General features: G+C 60.4%; 19 protein-coding genes. 11 read left to right on the top strand and 8 right to left on the bottom strand.

The genetic code is table 11. The annotated features are described in order from the left end of the window. Positions 1-8: 8 nt before the first annotated feature. Positions 9-734 (bottom strand): response regulator transcription factor, encoded by a 726-nt coding sequence (locus BCF11_RS07045; protein ID WP_098494114.1) that lies wholly within the window; start codon positions 732-734, stop codon positions 9-11. A gap of 147 nt (positions 735-881) precedes the next feature. Here BCF11_RS07045 and BCF11_RS07040 point away from each other — a divergent pair, with 147 nt between their 5' ends. The 3 genes from BCF11_RS07040 to trpS all read left to right on the top strand — a co-directional run bounded on the left by BCF11_RS07040 (position 882) and on the right by trpS (position 3,603). Beyond that, entirely contained in the window at positions 882-1,223 is a 342-nt protein-coding gene (locus BCF11_RS07040) for a hypothetical protein (protein ID WP_098494113.1), read from the top strand. Positions 1,224-1,456: 233 nt separating this feature from the next. Then, positions 1,457-2,401, top strand: coding sequence for a Tim44 domain-containing protein (locus BCF11_RS07035; RefSeq protein ID WP_098494112.1), 945 nt, complete (start codon positions 1,457-1,459; stop codon positions 2,399-2,401). Positions 2,402-2,568: 167 nt separating this feature from the next. Then, positions 2,569-3,603: a tryptophan--tRNA ligase gene (trpS, locus tag BCF11_RS07030; RefSeq protein WP_098494111.1), complete on the top strand. Its 1,035-nt coding sequence runs from the start codon at positions 2,569-2,571 to the stop codon at positions 3,601-3,603. Positions 3,604-4,119: 516 nt separating this feature from the next. On the opposite strand, the gene BCF11_RS07025 is transcribed toward trpS, so the two are convergent. Then, positions 4,120-4,902 carry an SDR family NAD(P)-dependent oxidoreductase gene (locus BCF11_RS07025; protein ID WP_158229161.1) on the bottom strand — a complete coding sequence of 261 codons (783 nt, stop codon included), beginning with the start codon at positions 4,900-4,902 and terminating at the stop codon, positions 4,120-4,122. Positions 4,903-5,034: 132 nt separating this feature from the next. Between BCF11_RS07025 and BCF11_RS07020 the strand changes: the two genes are divergently transcribed. Then, complete coding sequence (locus BCF11_RS07020; RefSeq protein WP_158229160.1) at positions 5,035-5,361, top strand: helix-turn-helix transcriptional regulator; 327 nt, start codon at positions 5,035-5,037, stop codon at positions 5,359-5,361. A gap of 16 nt (positions 5,362-5,377) precedes the next feature. Here BCF11_RS07020 and BCF11_RS07015 read toward each other — a convergent pair whose 3' ends face one another. Continuing rightward, entirely contained in the window at positions 5,378-6,322 is a 945-nt protein-coding gene (locus BCF11_RS07015; RefSeq protein ID WP_098494108.1) for a LysR family transcriptional regulator, read from the bottom strand. Positions 6,323-6,412: 90 nt separating this feature from the next. Between BCF11_RS07015 and BCF11_RS07010 the strand changes: the two genes are divergently transcribed. From BCF11_RS07010 to BCF11_RS06990, 5 genes are read left to right on the top strand one after another with little or no spacing between them, the layout of a single operon-like run. Continuing rightward, a complete protein-coding gene (locus BCF11_RS07010; RefSeq protein WP_098494107.1) occupies positions 6,413-7,648 on the top strand; it encodes an acyl-CoA dehydrogenase family protein in 1,236 nt (411 codons plus the stop codon). Then, positions 7,645-8,712, top strand: coding sequence for a phosphotransferase family protein (locus BCF11_RS07005; protein ID WP_098494106.1), 1,068 nt, complete (start codon positions 7,645-7,647; stop codon positions 8,710-8,712). Before BCF11_RS07010 ends, BCF11_RS07005 begins: the two co-directional genes overlap by 4 nt. A 42-nt stretch (positions 8,713-8,754) precedes the next feature. After that, positions 8,755-9,462 carry a histidine phosphatase family protein gene (locus BCF11_RS07000; protein WP_098494105.1) on the top strand — a complete coding sequence of 236 codons (708 nt, stop codon included), beginning with the start codon at positions 8,755-8,757 and terminating at the stop codon, positions 9,460-9,462. A gap of 23 nt (positions 9,463-9,485) precedes the next feature. Further along, positions 9,486-10,256 (top strand): SDR family oxidoreductase, encoded by a 771-nt coding sequence (locus BCF11_RS06995; RefSeq protein WP_098494104.1) that lies wholly within the window; start codon positions 9,486-9,488, stop codon positions 10,254-10,256. A gap of 37 nt (positions 10,257-10,293) precedes the next feature. Then, the gene (locus BCF11_RS06990) at positions 10,294-11,133 is read left to right on the top strand and encodes an SDR family NAD(P)-dependent oxidoreductase (RefSeq protein ID WP_098494103.1); all 840 of its coding nucleotides are present in this window, start codon (positions 10,294-10,296) and stop codon (positions 11,131-11,133) included. Between the two features lie 200 nt (positions 11,134-11,333). Here the strand turns inward: BCF11_RS06990 and BCF11_RS06985 are convergent, their stop codons facing one another. The 5 genes from BCF11_RS06985 to ggt all read right to left on the bottom strand — a co-directional run bounded on the left by BCF11_RS06985 (position 11,334) and on the right by ggt (position 18,544). Further along, positions 11,334-12,854: an aldehyde dehydrogenase family protein gene (locus BCF11_RS06985; protein ID WP_199110779.1), complete on the bottom strand. Its 1,521-nt coding sequence runs from the start codon at positions 12,852-12,854 to the stop codon at positions 11,334-11,336. Positions 12,855-13,010: 156 nt separating this feature from the next. Next, positions 13,011-13,895, bottom strand: a complete 885-nt coding sequence (gene gcvA, locus BCF11_RS06980) for a transcriptional regulator GcvA (RefSeq protein ID WP_098494102.1) — start codon at positions 13,893-13,895, stop codon at positions 13,011-13,013. 123 nt (positions 13,896-14,018) lie between these two features. Next, positions 14,019-15,437 carry an FAD-binding oxidoreductase gene (locus tag BCF11_RS06975; protein ID WP_098494101.1) on the bottom strand — a complete coding sequence of 473 codons (1,419 nt, stop codon included), beginning with the start codon at positions 15,435-15,437 and terminating at the stop codon, positions 14,019-14,021. A 7-nt stretch (positions 15,438-15,444) separates the two neighbouring features. Beyond that, a complete protein-coding gene (locus tag BCF11_RS06970; protein ID WP_098494100.1) occupies positions 15,445-16,503 on the bottom strand; it encodes a DUF1338 domain-containing protein in 1,059 nt (352 codons plus the stop codon). 379 nt (positions 16,504-16,882) lie between these two features. Continuing rightward, a complete protein-coding gene (gene ggt / locus BCF11_RS06965; RefSeq protein ID WP_233212654.1) occupies positions 16,883-18,544 on the bottom strand; it encodes a gamma-glutamyltransferase in 1,662 nt (553 codons plus the stop codon). Between the two features lie 546 nt (positions 18,545-19,090). Between ggt and recA the strand changes: the two genes are divergently transcribed. After that, complete coding sequence (recA, locus tag BCF11_RS06960) at positions 19,091-20,209, top strand: recombinase RecA (protein ID WP_098494098.1); 1,119 nt, start codon at positions 19,091-19,093, stop codon at positions 20,207-20,209. Between the two features lie 183 nt (positions 20,210-20,392). Continuing rightward, complete coding sequence (recX, locus tag BCF11_RS06955; RefSeq protein WP_098494097.1) at positions 20,393-20,854, top strand: recombination regulator RecX; 462 nt, start codon at positions 20,393-20,395, stop codon at positions 20,852-20,854. Positions 20,855-20,893: the final 39 nt, after the last annotated feature.

Below are 20,893 nucleotides of genomic sequence, written 5' to 3'. Positions count from 1 at the left end.
GCTCAGCTTCAGCGGCGGCTGGAAGAATCGAGCGGGGAGAGCGCGGTGATTGGATTGGGATGCGGCTCGCTGATTTTTTCCAGGCAATAGCCGAGACCGCGCACCGTGGCGATCCGCACGCCGCCGATTTCGATTTTCTTGCGCAAGCGGTGTACATATACTTCGATGGCGTTGTTGCTGACTTCTTCGCCCCATTCGCACAAGTGGTCGACCAGCTGCTCTTTGGAGACGAGGCGGCCGGTGCGCTGCAGCAATACTTCCAGCAAGCCCAGTTCACGCGCCGACAGGTCCAGCATCTGTTCATTGATATAGGCGATCCTTCCGACCTGGTCGTAGCTCAGCGGCCCATGTTTGATGACGGTGGGGCCGCCACCGGCGCCGCGCCGGGTCAGGGCGCGCACGCGCGCCTCCAGTTCCGACAGCTCGAACGGCTTGGCCATGTAGTCGTCGGCGCCCAGATCCAGACCTTTGACACGCTGTTCGAGCGAATCGGCGGCGGTCAAGATCAGCACCGGCAGGTGCGAATTTCTGGCGCGCAGGCGGCGCAGCACTTCCAGCCCGCTCATTTTCGGCAAGCCGAGGTCGAGGATCAGCAGGTCGAAATCCTGGGTCGACAAAGCCGAATCCGCTTCCATCCCGTTCATGACGCAATCCGTGGCATAGCCCGACTGCCGCAGCGAACGCGTCAATCCATCGGCCAGTACACTGTCGTCTTCGGCAAGCAAAATGCGCATGATCTTGGGGTTCCCTGTGGGGTGAGTGGACGCTGCTGCTTGTAGTCTATGGCGTTTCATTCTTGTCAGCAAGACAGACTGTGAATTTGCTGCCGTTTGGTATAATCATGGCTCTTTATTTTCGTCTTGACGTGGTTTACTGCCTTGATGCAACGTTTCCTGATCCTTCTGCTGGTGTTTCTGCTGCCCATGCAAGTCTTTGCAGGCATCGCCGAATCCAAGGCAGATGCGACGGCGACGCTGGCGTACACGTTTCAGCTGGATGCCGCGGCAGCTCAATGCAACCTGGCCGACGGCCATGACGCGCAGGATGATCAAGACAGCCTTGCCGACGATATCGAGATGCACGTCGATCTCGGCGACGACACCGTACCTGCTTTCCCTTTTGTATTTGCCGCCACGGCAATCGCATCCAGTCCCGCGCTGAGCAACGACAAAGCGCGGCAGCCGCCGTTCCTGCCGCCGGCCGGACCTCCTCCTAGAGCATAAGCGCCTTCACGCCGCCTGGATCTCTGTTCCAGCGGTGGGCGCCTAGCCATCTGCCGGATTCTTATTCGGCCCCCTCGTCGTCATAGTTTGCCGCTCAACTTGCCGGATTGCCTTGTGTATTTCCTTGGCCTGTCTGATCGGCCGTGCATGCGAGGACCCCGAATCAACATTGCCAGCACTACCCGTAGTACCTATAGCCATGTTCTACATGGCGTCAAATCTCAGGAGAAAGTATGAAGAAATTATTCGTCGCGCTGATCGCCGTTGCCATGACGTTCTCAGCCGGTATCTCAACCGTGGAAGCCAAGCGCATGGGTGGTGGCGGCTCCTTCGGCAAAAAATCGCAAAGCATGAACCGCCAGGCCGCGCCGGCGCCAAGCCAGGCGGCCAAGCCTGCGGCTGCTGCTGCGGCTCCCGCTGCAGCAGGTGCGGCAGCAGCAGCCAAGCCGAGCATGTGGAAAGGCATGCTCGGCGGCGCCTTGCTCGGCCTCGGCCTGGGCGCCTTGCTGTCCAGCATGGGCCTCGGCGGCGCCATGGCCGGCATGATCAGCAACATGATCATGATCGCCTTGTTCGCGTTTGCCGCCATGTTCATCTACAAGCTGGTGCGCCGCAAAATGGCCGGCGGCAACTCGGCTAACGCCGGCATGCAGCCTGCTTTCGCCAGCGCAGCGCCGTCCAGCTTCACGCCGGAAATCGCTTCGCGTATCGAGCAGCCTATGCAGCGTGCTGCAATTGACGCTGCGCCGGTAGCAGCCGTTGGCGCTGGTGCAGCGAACGCCGCTGCTTGGGGCGTGCCTGCGGATTTCGATACAGCCGGTTTCCTGCGTCATGCGAAAACTTACTTCCTGCGCCTGCAAGCGGCCTGGGACAAGGCCGACAGCAACGATATCCGCGAATTCACCACGCCTGAAATGTTTGCCGAACTGCGCATGCAATTGCAGGAGCGCGGCGCTTCGGAAAACCATACCGACGTGGTTTCGCTGGAGGCGGAATTGCTGGGCATCGACACCGTCGATAGCGACTACCTGGCAAGCGTGCGCTTCACCGGCATGATCAAGGAAGACGCCAATGCTGCTGCCGCGCCGTTTGCCGAGATCTGGAACCTGTCCAAGCCGACCGCCGGCCAGGGCGGCTGGATCCTGGCAGGGATAGAGCAGGAAGAGAAAACCAGCTGATAGCGGTTTTGGCGGGCAGGGTTGGCTTAGCGCCGCGCTGTACCGCCGATTGCATCGGTTGGAAACAAAAAGCCGCCGGCGAGAGATCGCCGGCGGCTTTTCTTATTCTCCGGCGTCGCTAATGGCACAATAGAGGGTTTTCAGGATATCGCTAAAAAGGAAAGTTAATGAGTTTGCCAACGAACGAGTCTCCCAAGTCCACCGAATCTGCCGTGATCCTGACCGGCGATCGTCCCACGGGTCCTTTGCATCTCGGCCATTTCGTCGGCAGCTTGCGTAACCGTATCGAATATCAGCACAGCTACAAGCAGTTCATCATGCTGGCCGACGCTCAGGCGCTGACCGACAATATGGACGATACCAACAAGGTGCATCGTAATGTGGTTGAGGTGGCGCTGGATTACCTGGCGGTCGGTATCGATCCGGCCAAGTCAACCATCCTGATCCAGTCGCAGATTCCTGAGCTGGCGGAATTGACTTTTTACTACCTTAACCTGGTGACTGTGGCGCGCCTGGAGCGCAACCCTACGGTCAAGGAAGAAATCCGTTTGCGCGGTTTCGAGCGCGATATTCCGGCTGGTTTCCTGACTTATCCGGCCAGCCAGGCGGCTGATATCACGGCCTTCAAGGCGGCGTTGGTGCCGGTGGGCGAGGACCAGATTCCGATGATCGAGCAGACCAATGAGATCGTGCGGCGTTTCAATCGTACCGCTGGCCGCGATGTGCTGGTGGAGGCGAAGGCGCTGGTGCCGGAAATCGGGCGTTTGCCGGGGATCGACGGCAAGGCGAAGATGAGCAAGTCGCTGGGCAATACCATCAACCTTGGCGCCAGCGCGGATGAGATCCGGGCGGCGGTCAAGCAGGTGTATACCGATCCTTTGCATTTGCGGGTGCAGGATCCTGGGCATCTGGAGGGCAATGTCGCTTTCTTGTATCTGGATGCGTTTGATCTGGATAAGGCTGGTCTGGCGGAGATGAAGGCGCATTATGTGCGTGGCGGGCTGGGCGATAGCCTGGTCAAGGCGCGGCTGGAGGCTTGTCTGCAGGATCTGTTGGCGCCGATCCGGGCGCGCCGGGAGGAACTGGCGAAGGACAAGGGGCATGTCATGCAGATCTTGAAAGAAGGCACGGCCAAGGCGCGTGAGGTGGCGGCGAAAACAGCCGACGAAGTCAAAGCCGCCCTGGGCCTGAGCTACTTCTAAACCAACGCAGCAGCAGCTAAATTCGCCGCTGCCGCAGTCAAATTCACCGCCGCCGCAGTCAAATGGGGTCGGAGTTTTTTTCGCGGTTTTTGCGAAAATTACTCTGACCCCATTTGACGTTCTACGGAGTGAGTGCGGTGGCATGCTAAGAACGGTCTGAGGGTTGCTAAAACGTTTTGTACTCCGTGGATGCTTGCCGGGGGTAGCCCGGCAGCTAGTTACTTTTTCTTGCTTCGCCCCCTCGCCGGGCGCAAGAAAAGTAACCAAAAAGAAGGGCTGGAGCACCGCTTCTGCCGAAGCCGTCACCTCCGCAGGAGGTCCCCAAATCCGGCGCGTATCAGCCGGGTGGGGGACAAAACTCGCCTTCGGCTCAAACATGTCCCCCACAATTCCCGGCTGACACGCGCCGGATTTGGCAACGTCTCAATGCGGAATTCAAGAGCAACCCCAACGTCAAAAGCAACGGCAACGTCAGCGGCAACGGCAACTTCAAAAGCAACCCCAACAGCCTTGCCATCAGCTATGGCAAGGCCCCGCGTCAATCACCAGTTCGCTGCCCGTGACAAAACGGCTGGCGTCTGATGTCAGGTAGAGGATGGCGGCTGCTACGTCGGTGGCGGAGCCGCGGCTGGTTTGCATTTGTAGTTCGGCGCGGTCGGCCAGGGCTTGGGTGAGGTCGTCACGTTTGCGCATGGCTGCGGCCAGGGCGGGGGGGCGGATTACGCCTGGGTGGATGGAGTTGACGCGGATGTTTTGCGTGGCGTAGCGCATGGCGTTCATGTTGTTCATGCGCAGCGTCGCTTTCGCGGCTTGATCGGCGGCTGCATGCTGTTTGCCGTTCATGGCGCAGGGCGCCAGGACGTTGACGATGGAACCGCCGCCGGCGCGCTCCATGGCGGGCGCCACGTGCTTGCTGCACAGGATGCTGCCGTTGACGTTGGCCATCATGGCCTTTTCCCAATGTTTCTGCGACAGCCCGTATGCATACGGCTGATTGGCATCGACGCCGGTGCTGTTGACCAGAATATCGATGCGGCCGAAGTGCGCTTCAACTGCCGTAATCACTTGTTGCACGGCGTCGTTGTCACTGACATCCAGTTGCCAGAACCGGACCTCGCTCTGTTTGCTGGCCAACAGCCCCGCAATAACCCCTCCTTCCTGCTCCCGCTCATCCAGGATCGCTAAATGTGCACCAGCCGCAGACAAGGCACAGGCAATGTGTAAAGCTATGCCGCGCGCCGCGCCGGTGACCAGGGCGACCTTGTTTTTGAGCGGAAAGTACGTGGAAAGTGGGTCCATGTCGCTAAAACCATTGTCAGTTTTTACATATGTATTAAAGCATTCTTTAGTGCACATTGCAACCATGCTTTAATTGAATGAAAGTATTCTTTACCGATGGTGAATAATTACGGTGCGCGACTCGCGGAGGCTTTGCAGATAGCCCGAAAAGACAGGCAAGAACTCGCGGACGCCATCGGCGTCAGTGTGCAGGCGGTCGGACAGGTGATTGCCGGTAAAACCAAGGCGCTGACAGCGGAGAATTCGGCGCTTGCCGCGAAATTCCTTGGCGTCGATATTTTCTGGCTGGCCACTGGGAGCGGCAACCCGAAGATGGTGACCTCACAGTCCGGCCAGTGGCCTTTCAGCATCAGCCTGGAAGCGTTCCTGGCGATACCGGAGGCGGAGCAGAACCGTGTAGGCGAATACATCGAGTTCTGCGTCAGGAAGTGGCAGGCGGCCCATCCGGCGAAAAAGTAGGCAGCTGCATTCGCTGCTATTTTTTCTTGCCTGGAGATTTAGCTGTCGCCAGGCGATTCTGTTCAGGAAACAGCTGCCCCAGCACCCCGCGCAGCCAGCGGTTGGCCGGATCAAGTTCCGCATTCTCATGCCAATACAGATACACATCCAGGGTCGGTGTTGGCAGCGGCAGCGGATAGATCTGGTTCGGCAGGTTGAGGTTGGCGATCTGGGCATAGTGCTCGGGCATGGTGGTCAGCAGGTCCGATGCGCTGACTACATGGCAGGCCGCGTGGTAGTGCTGGCAGCGCAAGCCGATCTGGCGCTGGCGGCCCATGCGCGCCAGTTCGACATCTTCTATGCCGGGGCCGGTGCGTCGCGAAGATACTAAAATGTGGCTTTGCGCCAGATAGGTCTCCAGGTCCAGGCCCTTCTGCAGCGCCGGATGATCCTGGCGCGCGATCACCACCAGCGCATCGCGCGATAAAGGCGTACTGTGGATCTCCGCCGGCCGCTGCAGCAAGACGTCGACCGCGATGTCGAGCGTGCCGGCCGCCAGTTCCGATGCCAGCTGGCGCCGTTCCACCCGTACCGAATTGATCGCTACTGTCGGCGCTTGTGCCTGCAGCAGCTGCATCAGCGGCGGCAGCAGCCGCGCTTCCAGCACGCCGGTCAGGCCGAGGTTGAAACTGCGGCGGCTGCTGGCCGGATCGAACTGGTTGCCGTGCTTGACGCTGACTTCCAGCGTCTGCAAGGCTTGCCGCACCGGACCGATCAGGGAACGTGTCATCGGCGTCGGCAGCATATTGCTGCCTTGCCGGATGAACAAGGGATCGCCCAGCAGTTCGCGCAGGCGCGCCAGGGCGTGGCTGACCGCCGGCTGGGTCAGGCTCAGGGCCTTGGCTGCGCGGGTGATATTGCCTTCCGCGTAGATGGTGTCGAGCACCACGAACAGATTGAGGTCGATGCGGCTAATATGCATGAGATTAATTATTATCTATGTAAATCATTCATTTGATGAATTATAGACCTTGCGGCACACTGATTGCATCGCCAACCGTCGAGGAACGTCATGGATTTTGCTTATTCACCCCAGGCCCGCCAATACATCGAGCGGCTCAATGCCTTCATGAACGAGCACGTGCTGCCGGCGGAAGCGGAATATTTCAGCCAGCTCAAGCGCGGCGCGCGGCCATGGAATGTGCCGCCGGTGATGCTGGCGCTGAAAGCCAAGGCGAAAGCAGCCGGCTTGTGGAATCTGTTCCTGCCGGACGCGGAATTCGGCGCCGGCCTCAGCAATACCGATTACGCGCCATTGGCGGAAATCATGGGCCGCTCGCACATCGCGCCGGAAGTCTTCAACTGCAACGCGCCGGATACCGGCAATATGGAAGTGCTGGTCAAGTACGGTTCGCCGGCGCAGCAAGCACAATGGCTCAAGCCGCTGCTGGCCGGTGAAATCCGCTCGGCCTTCTGCATGACCGAACCCGAAGTCGCTTCCAGCGACGCCACTAATATGCGCGCCACTGCCATCGTCGAAGGCGACGAAGTGCTGCTCAACGGCCGCAAATGGTGGAGCACAGGCATCGGCCATCCCGACTGCAAGTTCGTGATTTTCATGGGACTGACTTACCCGGACGGCCCCAAACACGCGCGCCATTCGATGGTGATCGTGCCGCTGGATACGCCCGGGGTCAAGATCGAACGCATGCTGCCGGTATTCGGCGCGCTCGACGAGCCCTACGGCCACGGCGAAGTCAGTTTCACCAATGTAAAGGTACCGCTGTCGAATATCATCGCCGGGCCAGGACGCGGGTTTGAAATTGCCCAGGGTCGTCTCGGACCAGGTCGCATTCATCACTGCATGCGGGCTCTCGGTGCGGCTGAAGTGGCCTTGGAAATGATGTGCCAACGCGCCTTGACGCGCACTGCTTTCGGCAAACCGCTGGCCGATCTGGGCGGCAATGCCGACATCATCGCCAATGCCCGCATGGGTATCGAACAGGCGCGCCTGCTGACCTTGAAAGCCGCATGGATGATGGACAACGTCGGCGCCAAGGCAGCCATGAGCGAGATTTCGCAGATCAAGGTAGTGGTGCCGAACGTGGCGCAGCTGGTGATCGACCAGGCGATCCAGATGCACGGCGGCGCCGGCGTCTGCGACGACTTGCCGCTGACCGGCCTGTATGCCTATGCCCGCATACTGCGGCTGGCGGACGGCCCGGACGAAGTACATCGGGCCCTGATCGCCAAGCTGGAACTGAAAGCGCAAGGCGTTCGCGCCGCGGCGCAGGGAGCTGCGGCATGAGCCTGATCGATCAAGCCGGCGCGGTGCGCAGCGGCGAAGAACTGGACGTCGCCAAGATCGCCGCCTTTCTGCAAGGCGTCGACAGCAGCCTGCAAGGCTTGCCGGTGGTGACCCAGTTTCCTGGCGGCGCCTCCAACCTGACCTACCTGCTGAGCTACGGCGAGCGCGAACTGATCCTGCGCCGGCCGCCGTTCGGCGCCAAGGCCAAGTCGGCCCACGACATGCTGCGCGAAGCCAATATCATGGCCGAGCTGAAGCCGGTCTATCCTTACGTGCCTAGCGTGTTTGCAACTTGCCAGGACCGCGAGGTGATGGACAGCGATTTCTATGTGATGGAACGGCTGCGCGGCATCATCTTGCGCAACAAGCTGCCGCCCGGCATGGAACTGAGCGAGAGCGACACGCGCCAGCTTTGCCTGAACGTGATCGACAAGATGATCGCCCTGCATAAGGTCGATTACCAGGCGGCCGGCCTGGCCCATCTGGCCAAGGGCGAGGGTTATGTGCAGCGGCAGATTGCCGGCTGGAGCGAGCGCTTCCGCAAGGCGCGCACCGACGACGTGGTCGACTGCGAAGAAGTGATGCGCTGGCTGGCCGACAAGATGCCGGCAGCCGACGTCGCCACCTGCCTGATCCACAACGATTTTCGTTTCGACAACGTGGTGCTGGATGCCGAAGATCCTTTGAAGGTGATCGGCGTGCTGGACTGGGAAATGGCGACCCTGGGCGATCCGCTGATGGACCTCGGTAATACGCTGGCCTACTGGGTACAGGCCGACGACGAGCCGCAATTCATGATGATGCGGCGCCAGCCGACGCACCTGCCGGGCATGCTGACGCGCAAGGAAGTGATTGCCTACTATGGCGAGCAGACCGGCTACCGCACCGACCATTTCGATTTCTATGAGATCTACGGCTTGTTCCGGCTGGCGGTGATCATCCAGCAAATCTATTACCGCTTCCATCACGGGCAAACCACGAATCCGCAGTTCGCCATGTTCGGCCACGTCGTCAATTATCTTGACCAGCGCTGCCGCAATCTGATCGCGCAATCGACCATATGAGCCAGATCACACTGATGCCAGCTGCACCGGAGCAAGCCTGAGATGGGCGCCATCTATCTGGTGCGGCATGGCCAAGCCAGCTTCGGCGCCGCCGATTACGACCAGCTCTCTGAGCTGGGTGCACGGCAGGCGACCTTGCTGGGGCAGTGGCTGGCACAGACCGGCCAGGATATTTCCTTGCTGGTCACCGGCAGTCACCGCCGCCATCGGCAGAGCAGCGATGCCTGCCTGGCCGCGTGGTCGCCGCGAGCAGAGCGTGCGCCGCAGGCTTTGCTGGACCCGGGCTTCGACGAATTCGATCACCAGCAAGTACTGTTGCGGCTGATGCCTGAGTTTGCCGATCCTGCCGTGCTGGCGGCCTACCTGGCGCAGCAGGAAAATCCCACGCGCGCTTTCCAGAAAGTGTTTGCCAAGGCGGTAGCGCGCTGGGTCGGCGGCGAGCACGACGGCGACTATGATGAGCCGTGGACGGTGTTCAAGGCGCGCTGCAGCGCCGCCCTGGCGCGCTTGCTGGAAGCTGCCGGCAAGGGCCAGTCCGCCTGGGTGTTTACCTCGGGCGGCCCGGTCAGCGTGATCTGCCAGCAGTTGCTGGCGATCCCGGACCGCCAGATTTTCGAGTTGAACTGGGCGCTGGTCAACACCGGCGTCACCAAGCTCTTGCACAGCCCGGGGCGGGTCAGCTTGAGCTACATGAATAGTTACGCACACCTTGAAAGCGCGCGCGATCCAGGCTTAGTGAGTTATCGATAGACAACCAGTTAAAGGAGCAAGGCATGACCAGCACATCCATGTTTGACCTGAAAGGAAAAATCGCCCTGGTGACCGGCGCCAGCCGCGGCATCGGCGCATCGATCGCGCGCACGCTGGCGCAGCATGGCGCGCACGTCATCGTTTCCAGCCGCAAGGCGGAGGCCTGCGACAAGGTAGTGGCGGAGATCGTGGCAGCCGGCGGCACGGCAGAAACCATCGCTTGCCACATCGGTGAAATGGCGCAGATCGAAGCACTGTTCCAGGCCATCACCGGCAAGCACGGCCGATTGGATATCCTGATCAACAACGCTGCCGCCAATCCGCATTTCGGACCGATCGTCGAGACCGACCTGGCGGCCTTCCAGAAAACGGTCGACGTCAACATCCGCGGCTATTTCTTCATGTCTTCTTACGGCGCCAAGCTGATGGCGCAGGGCGGTGGCGGCGCCATCGTCAATGTCGCCTCGGTCAACGGCGTCACGCCTGGCGTGTTCCAGGGAATTTACTCGATCACCAAGGCGGCGGTGATCTCGATGACCAAGGCCTTCGCCAAGGAATGCGCGGCCAGCGGCGTGCGCGTCAACGCCTTGCTGCCTGGCTTTACCGAAACCAAGTTTGCGGCGGCCCTGATCGACAATCCAGCTATCCTGAAACAGGCGCTGCAGCACATTCCCATGAACCGCGTCGCCCAGCCGGACGAGATGGCGGGCGCGGTGCTGTACCTGGTGTCGCCGGCGGCCAGTTACACCACCGGGGTTTGCATGAATGTCGATGGCGGCTATCTGCTGAATTAATACTTGCATTAATACTTGGATTGACAGGAAAACACGCATGAAAAATTTACAGGGCAAAGTCGCGGTCATCACCGGCGGCGCCGAAGGCATAGGCAAGGGCATCGCAGTACGCGCTGCAGCCGAAGGCATGAAACTGGTGCTGGCCGACATCAACGCCGCCAAGCTGGAAGCCACGGTGGCGGAGTTCAGGGCGCAAGGGATAGAGGTCATCGGCGTGCCGACCGACGTCGCCAGTGAAGAGCAGGTCAACGCGCTGGCGGAGCAGGCCTTCGCCACATTCGGCAAGGTGCACCTGCTGGTGAATAACGCCGGCGTCGCGGTCGCCAAGCCGGCCTGGGAAACCAGCCAGAAGGATTGGGACTGGGTCATGGGCGTCAATTTCTATGGCGTGACGCATGCCTTGCGCGCGTTTGTTCCGACCATGCTCAAGCACGGAGAGGAAGGGCATATCGTCAATACGGCTTCGATGGCCGGTCTCACCTCGCAGCCCAGCCTGGCCAGCTACAACGCCAGCAAGCATGCGGTAGTGACGATGTCCGAGGGCTTGCATCACGATCTCGCCTTGCGCAAGTCGCTGATCAAGGTGTCGGTGCTATGTCCGGGATGGGTCAAGACCGGCATCGGCCATTCGGAACGCAATCGCGACGGCGCCAAGCAAGCCCCGGCAGCCGCCGACCCCGTGGCCGCCAAGGTAGCCATGGCGGTGCTGCACGCAGTAGAGAACGGCATCCCGGTCACCCAGGTTGCCGATGACGTATTTGATGCGATTGCGGCGGAACGTTTTTACATCCTGACGCATCCCGAAATGAAACAAGCGATCCAGGTGCGGATGGAGGATATCCTGCAGCAGCGCGCGCCGACTTTGCTGAAGATATAAGGATAGTGTGTGTGCAACTAGCACACCCTACTGCTCCGTCATCCTCGCGAACGCGAGGATCCATGTTACTGATGTAAAAATGGATTCCCGCGTTCGCGGGAATGTCGGGGTCGCCTAGACCGGGACGCGCAGTCGGGGTCGCTTAGAGACAGGGTAAGGTTTATCGAGACAGTCCTAACGTTACCCCATTCCGCTCCGGCTTAGTCGATATCAAACTTGACGCCCTGCGCCAAAGGCAAAGTGCGGCTGTAGTTGATGGTATTGGTCGCCCGGCGCATGTAGGTCTTCCAGGAATCGGAACCCGATTCGCGGCCGCCGCCGGTTTCTTTTTCGCCGCCGAAAGCGCCGCCGATTTCAGCGCCGCTGGTGCCGATGTTGACGTTGGCCAGGCCGCAATCGCTGCCGCTGGCGGACATGAACGCTTCCGCTTCGCGCACGTCATTGGTGAAGATGGCGGACGACAAGCCTTGCGGCACGGCGTTGTTGAGGCGCACGGCATCCTCGAAATTATCGTAGGACAGCACATACAGGATAGGCGCAAAGGTTTCGTGATGCACGATGGCGCTTTGCTGCGGCATGCGCACCAGCGCCGGCCGCACATAGAATGCGTTGCCGTTGTCGCCGATCTGCACCCGCTCTCCGCCGGTGACTACGCCGCCTTCGGCCTTGGCCTGCTCCAGCGCGGCCTGCATGCCTTCGAACGATTGCTGGTCGATCAGCGGACCGACCAGAGTGTCCGCTGCCAGCGGATCGCCGACCTTGACGCTAGCGTAGATGCGTTCGATGCGGCTCACCACGTCTGCATAAATGCTGCTATGGACGAACAGGCGGCGCAAGCTGGTGCAGCGCTGGCCGGCGGTGCCGACGGCGGAGAAGGTGATGGCGCGTAAAGCCAGGCTGAGGTCGGCGCTCGGGGTGACGATCATGCCGTTGTTGCCACCCAGTTCCAGCAGGCTGCGACCGAGACGTTCTGCCACGGTGGTGGCAACCTTGCGGCCCATGCGCACGCTGCCGGTGGCGCTGATCAGCGGCACCAGCGGCGAGGCTGACAGGGTAGCGCCGATCTCGGCGCGGCCCAGCACCACCTGGCACAGATGGTCCGGCAGCAGGTTTGGACGTTGTTGCGAGAAACGCGCCACGGCTTTTTCATACAAGGCGTGCACGGCCAGCGCGACTACCGGGGTCTTTTCGGATGGTTTCCAGATCACGGCGTTGCCGCACACCAGCGCCAGCGCGGCATTCCAGGCCCACACCGCGACCGGGAAGTTGAAGGCGGTGATGACGCCGCACACACCCAGCGGATGCCAGGTTTCCATCATGCGGTGGCCAGGACGCTCGGAAGCGATGGTCAGGCCGTACAGCTGGCGCGACAGGCCGACCGCGAAATCGCAGATGTCGATCATTTCCTGCACTTCGCCTATGCCTTCGGACAGGATCTTGCCGGATTCCAGCGTCACCAGCTTGCCCAGCGGCTCGCGGTTTTCACGCAGCACTTCACCCAGGATGCGCACCAGTTCGCCGCGCACCGGCGCCGGCACCACGCGCCATTTTTCATAAGCTTGATGGGCGTTCTTGATGGCGGCTTCGGTTTCCGCCGCGGTATGGGCGCGCAGCGCGCCAATCGCCGCGCCGTCGCGCGGCGAGCGCGAATGCAGGTCGTTGCCGGCATGGGCGGAAAAGTCGAAACCGAGTTCGGCGAAGATGGATGAGATTTGCGTCATGATGTCCTTGTTCTGAGTTCTATCAGCTTGCCTCAAGAATGGGCGAGTTTCATATCAGTGATATAGCTGAGTATAAGGAATAAATCGAGGAATCTTAAAATCAAAAAATATCAGGACATCATTACCTTTGATCATGCAGCGGGCTAAACGCCGGACTCAGGCGTCCGCCAGTTCGCTCAGGATCCACTCCTGAAACTTGATCACGGCCGCCTTGCTGGCGTTTTTCTCAGGATAGGTCAGGTAATAGGCTTGCGGGCTTTTCACTGCAAAGGGGAAGGGCACGTGCAGCTGGCCGAGGGCGATTTCGGTTTCCACCAGAAATTTCGGCATCAGCGCCACACCGAGGCCGGCGGCGGCGGCCTGGATCACCATCGCCAGCTGCTCAAAACGGGGGCCGGAAAGGGCGTCGGGACATGTCACGCCGACATGGTTGAACCAGTCCTGCCAGGCTTGCGGGCGGGTAGTGTGTTGCAACAAGGTCATGCCGCCGAGGTCTTCGATGCGCTTGATCTGCTTGCTCAGCGCCAGGCTGCACACCGGCACCACTTCCTCGCCCATCAGCCGCACCATCACCGCGCCGGGCCAGTTCGGCTCGCCGAAGTGGATGGCGGCGTCGACCGCACGGTTGTTGAAATCGAAAGGCAGCACTTCGGTGCTCAGGTTCAGGATCACGTCCGGATGCGCGGCGGTGAATTTGGCAAGGCGCGGAATCAGCCACTTGATGCCGAAAGTCGGTAATGTTGCCAGATTGAGCACGCCGCCCGAATTCTTGTGCGCCATCACCTGGAAGGTCGCCATCTCGATTTCTTTCAGGATGACAGCTACCTGGCCGGCGTATTCGGCGCCGGCGGCGGTCAGGATCAGGCGGCGGTTGATGCGCTCGAACAGTTTTACCCCGAGATAATCCTCCAGGATCGCCGCCTGCCGGCTGACTGCGCCCTGGGTCATGTGCAGTTCGTTGGCCGCCTTGGTGAAGGAGAGGTGGCGTGCGGCCGTGTCAAAAGCGATCAGACAGGAGGTCGAGGGGATGAATCTGCGCATTTTTCGTGGTGCCGTGTAGGTATGTGCTGCCGTGCTTGCTATTGAGCAGGCACTATACCAAACGCGCAGCTTTTCAGCTTTACCTTTAGCTTGCATATACGCTAATCGGCATCGACGGCGGCATTACCGCGTAGAAGCATAGCTGGTGACCCCCAGCAGCCGTTCGGGATCGAAGACGTTTTGCATTCTTGCCGCCAAGGCCAGTTGTTCGGGCGTCGTATAACGCTCGTAGAATTGCTGGTTGAACGGCCCGACCCCGTGCTCGGCGCTGAAGCTGCCCTTATATTCAAGCACCGCGAGGTCGTAGATTTCCTGGCGCAGGGCGTTGATGCGCAAGGGCGGGAAATCGGCGATCAGCTGCTCGGGAATCGCCAGGTTGAAGTGCAGGCCGCCATCGCCCCAGTGGCCGAAATCGAAGACCTTGATGCCGGCGTAGCTGTGCTCCAGCAGCGCCACTGCTTCCTGGCGGAACTGGCCGAGCCGGGAACGCGGCACGGAAATGTCGAAAGCCACTACTTTGCCTTCCTGGCGCACGCTGTCGCTGATGGCATGGCGGATGCGCCACAGCACCTCGGGTTTGTCGATCACGGCATCCAGGATGAGATCGCCGAAACAGCTTTCCAGCCAGGCGCCGAACAGCTTTTCCAGGTCGAAATCGGCGCTGCGCGGGCGTGCCGAGCTAAGTTCAATCAGGAAGGCGTAAGGCGGCAAGGGCTCGAACGGCGCCGTGATGCCCGGCACATGCTGCAGCACCGATTGCAGGGCGTTTTGCGAGATGCCTTCAAAGGCACTGAGGAAATCGGCGAAATTACGTTCGGCGTCGCGCAGCAGCAGCGCCGCCGCCTCCATCGAGGCCGGCACGACCAGCGCGGTGGCGCTTTGCTGCGGCCGCGGATGCACTTGCAGCACCACCTGGGTGATGAGGCCGTAAGCGCCGCTGGTGCCGATGAAGCATTGTTTCCAGTCGGGGCCGGTATTGTTTTTGCGCAGCCGGTTGGTCAGGTCCAGACGCTCGCCGGGCGGATCGATCAGCAGCGCTTCAAGCCCCAGCACGTTGTGCCGCACGTCGCCGTAGCGGATCAGGCGGGCGCCGCCGGTATTGGCTGCCAGCATGCCGCCCAGCGAGGGATCGGCGCCGAGGTCGATGGGGAAATACAGGTCGTGCTTTTCCAGCGCCTGGTTGAGCTCCGACAAGCGCGTGCCGGCATAGGCCTGCACCACGCGGTCGACCGGATCGATATCGATGACGCCCTTGATGCGTTCCATGTTGAGCACCACATCGTGGCCGCTCTGATCGGGCGAAGATGCGCCCACCAGCCCGGTATTGGCGCCTTGGGCGACGATGCGGATCTTGTCCCGGGCGCACAGGCGCAGCAGTTCGGCCGCCTCTTCAACGTTGGCAGGGCGCACAATGCACAAGCTCTTGCCGCTGCCGTAGCGGGCGCCGTGTTCATAGGGCTGGCGTTGCTCCGGTGTGCTCAGGCAGCCTTGCGAGCCGAGCAGATCGCTGATTTTTTGCAGGGTGAGGCTAGCGTTTGTCATTTTTGCTTCATCTTTGATTCATCTCAGGCGCATTGGCCGCTGGGGTGGCGGAAGCGGTCATCTTGAAAATGCCCTGGGCATTGGCACTGTCGAAAGTCAGGTCGAGCTTCTCGGCCTGACTGTCGGCGTCCAGGTAGCGGTCGCGTGAAATGAATTCGTAGAACGATCCCGGCACCTTCATCTCGACCAGCACGCCGTTTTCATCGCGCATGGCGCGGGTCACGGTACTGGCGCGGAAGGCGGTCTGGCGTACCCGCCCGTTCCGGGAAACCTCGATCTTTTCCTTGATGGCGCGGCCCAGCGCGCGTTGCGCCTCGGCGACCTGTTCCACGTTCGGGACGCGGTCGGTGGCGTGGTTGAAGGCGTTGCCCTCGGTCGAAATCCAGGCCATCTCGGCCGATTCCGCCAGCAGGGTCTGGTAGTCGGCGATGCTGGGCAGGTCGTGCTGGCGGTCGAAGCAGGCGACTAGCACCGGCAACAGCTGCAGTGCATCGGCCAGCGGCAAGGCTTGGTCTGCGCCAAGCTGCTGCAGCAACTGCGCCGAGTGCGGATCGATAGGGTCTTGCGAGGTCGCCAGGACCCGGTTGACGGTGTGCTGGAATTCAACCGAGAAATTGTGCGGATGCAGTTCGCTCAGGAAGAACTGGGCGATTTCTTCGGCGTCGTCCTCATGCGCGTAGGCGCGGCCGGTCATGCTGATCCGCTGCAAGGGGTAGATGCCGTTCACGCGGTAGCCCAGCGGCCGCAGGATGCGCGTGAACGCCGCTTCGCCGGCCGGCAAGGTGCCGGTGCTGATGCCCAACACGGTGCGCAGGGCGCCGTGATCGAAACGGATCTTGTTGCCGGCGCGAACAGAATCCTGCACATAGTCGTTCCCTTGCGGGACGGCTTTCAGTAGTTTCTCGAACAGCAACATGTTGAGCGCCTGGGCGATCTCGATGCGCGATACGGTGTCGGAACGCGGGCGCAGGGTGCTGGCTGGAATTTGCAGCAGGCCGGATAATTGGTCGGCATGCTCGGCGCCCAGCACGGAGGCCAGCATGAATTGCAGGTTGGTGGTGGACATGCGCACTCTTTATCGGAGGAGGATAGGCGCAGTGTAAATTTGATTCGGCCCTGGATAAAACGATAAATACTATTAGAACCATGCGTTTTACTCATGGAAACGGCATTTTTGGTTTTTACGAGCGAAAAAAAAGATAGGCACCGAAGCCTAATGCTGTTCAGTTAGGGCAGAACGACATGCGTAGGGTAGGCACTCCGTGCCCACGCAGTATCATGGATATTCGTGTCCCTGACATTCGTGCCCCGGCCCGTCCGCGTGGGCACGGAGTGCCCACCCTACGAGTTCCGCAAATAAAAATGCCGTTCAGTCTTAACTGAACGGCATTAGGTACGGATGCCCATCTTTTGCGTAACAAAGCGGAAACGGCTTATTTACTTATTTAGTAACCGATGGCAGCGCCTGCAGGGCGGCGTGTATCGTTGGCGCCGTAATAAAGGCCCGGACGGACAATGCCCGAGACGCCGGCGTCATTGCCCGAGCTGGCGCCGGCAACGCCGGCAGCACCCGGCAAGCCGATCATGATCAGCTCAGCGGCGCCCCAAGGGGTTTGCTCTTTCATCTTGTAGCCCATGCCGTCGAGGATCTTCAGGGTATCCGGCGACAGGCCGCGGGTTTCGTAGTACACCTCGTCCGGCAGCCATTGGTGATGGATGCGCGGCGCATCGACCGCTTCCTGCGGCGCCATGCCGTAGTCGATTACATTCAGCGCTGTTTCCAGTGTGATGGTGATGATGCGCGAACCGCCCGGCGAACCCAGCACCATGTAAGTCTTGCCATCCTTGGTCACCAGGGTCGGCGCCATCGACGACAGCGGACGCTTGCCGGGAGCGATCGAGTTGGTCGCGCCTTGCACCAGGCCGAACAGGTTCTGCACGCCGGCCTTGACGGTGAAGTCATCCATTTCATCGTTGAGGAAGAAGCCGGTGCCCGGCGCAATCACCACGGCGCCGAAGCGGCCGTTGATGGTGTAGGTGGTCGACACCGCATTGCCGTCCTTGTCGACGATCGAGTAGTGGGTGGTTTCAGGCTTCTCGTGCGGCGCCATGCCTGGCTGCACTTCTACCGATGGCGTAGCCTTGTCGGCGCTGATCTTTGCGCGGATAGCGGCGGCGTATTCCTTGCTCAGCAAGCGGTCCAGCGGATTCTTGACGAAGGCCGGGTCGCCCAGGAAAGTGTTGCGGTCCATATAGGAATGGCGCATGGCTTCGGTCATGTAGTGCACCGAGGCTGCCGAGTGGAAGCCGAGTCCCTTCATGTCGTAGCCCTCGAGAATATTGAGGATCTGGCACATGGTGGCGCCGCCGGAGCTAGGCGGCGGGGCGGAGACGAACACATAGCCGCGATAGTTGCACGACAGCGGTGCGCTTTCGCTGATCTTGTAACTGGCAAAGTCGGCCGCGGTAATGATGCCGCCGCCCGCCTTGGAGGCGCGTTCCACTGCTTCCGGGATCGCGCCTTTGTAGAAGGCGTCGGGACCGTTGCGCGAGATGGCTTCCAGGGTCTTGGCCAGGTCCTTCTGCACCAGGCGGTCGCCCGGCTGCAATGGCGTGCCGTCGCGGCGCAGGAACAGGCGGGCCGCTTCCGGGTCCTTCTTGAACTGGGCGATGGTGGTGTCGAGGATGTCGGTGTCGCCGCGGTTCAGGATGTAACCGTCACGCGCCAGCTTGATCGCCGGCTGCATGACTTGTGCACGAGTCAGCTTGCCGTATTTGCGTTGCGCGCTGTCGAGTCCCAGCACGGTGCCGGGAACACCTGCCGCCAGGTAGCCAAACAGGCTGGCGTTGGTGATCGCCTTGCCGTTAGCGTCCAGGTACATATTGGCGCTGGCCGCGGCCGGTGCGGTTTCGCGGAAATTGATGAAGGTATCGCGGCCATCGGCCAGGTGGATGGTCATGAAGCCGCCGCCGCCGATATTGCCGCAGCAGGGATTCACCACCGCCTGCGCATAACCGACCGCTACCGCCGCATCGACGGCGTTGCCGCCCATCTTGAGGATGTCGGCCCCGACCTGCGAAGCCAGGTGCTGGGAAGTCACCACCATGCCGTTCTTCGCTTCGACCGCGGGTGCGGATGCTGCCTGTACGCTGCCCAGCAAGCCCAGCAGCAGTACCGATGCCGCCAATGGTTTCAACCAATAAGTAGTACGCATACCTTCTCCCTTTTATTAGTGGGCAAGCCGCTTGCCCCTAGCTTTGAATATGGCGCATATGTCTGAACCGGCAGCGGACTGGCTGCAGGAATAAGAAATAAGCAAAAATAAGCGTCACAATTATTGCATTGCTGTCGTCCGGCCGTTGTCCTTTTTACTTTTCCGGATGACGATATGCGTATTAAGCATAATTTGCGCCCGCTTCGTCCGCTGTATTTTCACCAGGATCGGGCATAAGTTCAGGCCTAAACATAGCCTTGGTTTGGCAGTTTGCGATAATCCGGATGCAAGTCAGGGGCTTGCGGACATACAATATGGCCACAGGTTTTTTGAAAATGAATAACAGTGCTTGCATAAATCACTGTTTTTTTATACAGTGCTTACCTGAAGTCCCGAATTTGTCACAGTAACCTCATCCTTTTTGTCGAAAGAGCAACCATGGACGATAAAAAATCCGCCGCCAACCCGGATAAAAGCAAGGCCCTTGCCGCGGCCTTGGCGCAGATCGAAAAGCAGTTCGGCAAAGGTTCGGTCATGCGGATGGACGACGGCGCGGTGGTCGAAGAAGTGCAAGTAGTCTCGACCGGCTCGCTCGGCCTCGATATCGCGCTCGGTGTCGGCGGCCTGCCGCGCGGCCGCGTAGTGGAAATCTACGGTCCGGAATCGTCGGGCAAGACCACGCTGACCCTGCAAACCATCGCCGAAATGCAAAAGCTGGGTGGCACCTGCGCCTTCATCGATGCAGAGCATGCGCTGGACGTCGGCTATGCCCAGAAACTGGGCATCAACCTGTCGGAACTGCTGATCTCGCAACCGGATACCGGCGAACAAGCGCTGGAAATCACCGATGCGCTGGTGCGTTCCGGCGGCGTCGACCTGATCGTGATCGACTCGGTGGCGGCGCTGACGCCACGTGCTGAAATCGAAGGCGACATGGGCGATTCCCTGCCAGGCCTGCAAGCACGTTTGATGTCGCAAGCGTTGCGCAAGCTGACCGGCAGCATCAACCGCACTAATACCCTGGTGATCTTCATCAACCAGATCCGCATGAAGATCGGCGTCATGTTCGGCAATCCGGAAACCACCACCGGCGGCAATGCCCTCAAGTTCTACGCTTCAGTGCGCCTGGATATCCGCCGTACCGGCTCGATCAAGTCCGGCGACGAAGTCATCGGCAACGAAACCAAGGTCAAGGTCGTCAAGAACAAGATCGCGCCGCCATTCAAGGAAGCGCACTTCGACATCCTGTATGGCGAAGGCACGTCGCGCGAAGGTGAAATCCTCGATCTCGGTTCCGATGCCAAGATCGTTGAAAAGTCGGGCGCCTGGTACAGCTACAACGGCGAACGCATCGGCCAGGGCAAGGACAATGCACGCACCTACCTGAAAGAACGTCCGGAACTGGCGCGCGAGATCGAAAACAAGGTGCGCGCTTCGCTGGGTGTGCCGCTGTTGGGCGAGATCAAGGCGGAAGGCGGCGACAAGGCTGACAAAGCCGCTGCCAAGGCCAATAAAGCCGCTGCTGCGGCCGCGGCCAAGGCTGAAGAGCCGGTCTAACATCCTGGCCGGCCTCGCTTAAGCAATTAAGCCGGCTGGGTAGTCAAAGAAAACGCCTTTCATAAAATTCCGCGCAACGGGTTTTTGAAAGGCGTTGTTGTTTGTAGCGAGCTGCACATACAGTACATAAAGTACATAACCAGCGCTACTTGATACTTAATACGCATTACTCGGAAAGCGGAGATGGCCAAACTGCAAATCAGCCTGAAGGGCAGGGCGCTGCGCTATCTATCGGCACGCGAACACAGCCGCCTGGAACTGGCGCGCAAACTGGCGCGCTATGCACAGGAAGGCGACGACATCGAAGCCTTGCTCGACACGTTGGAAGCCGCCAAGCTGCTGTCGCAATCGCGCTTCTCCGAATCACTGATCCACCGCCGCGCCCATCGCTACGGCAACAGCCGCATCCTCTCCGAATTGCAAAGCCACGGGATTGACGCCGAGTCACTGGTGGACATCAAGGCAGACTTGGCCAGCGGCGAAGTCGCGCGCGCGCGCGAGGTCTGGCGCAAGAAATTCAATCAGCCGCCGGCGGACGCTGCCGAACGGGCCAAGCAGATGCGCTTCCTGCTGCAGCGCGGGTTTTCTCATCGGGCCATACAGGCAGCGGTAAAAGGCGGGGATGAGGACGCTGAAGATTGCTGAGAGCGAAGCGCTGCATTTATATATGTGATTGAAATGCGA

The sequence above is a fragment of the Collimonas sp. PA-H2 genome (genome assembly GCF_002564105.1).
Classification (GTDB): domain Bacteria; phylum Pseudomonadota; class Gammaproteobacteria; order Burkholderiales; family Burkholderiaceae_D; genus Collimonas.
The sequence above is the reverse complement of the archived record's forward strand: the minus strand, read 5'-3'. Positions and strand labels throughout refer to the sequence as shown.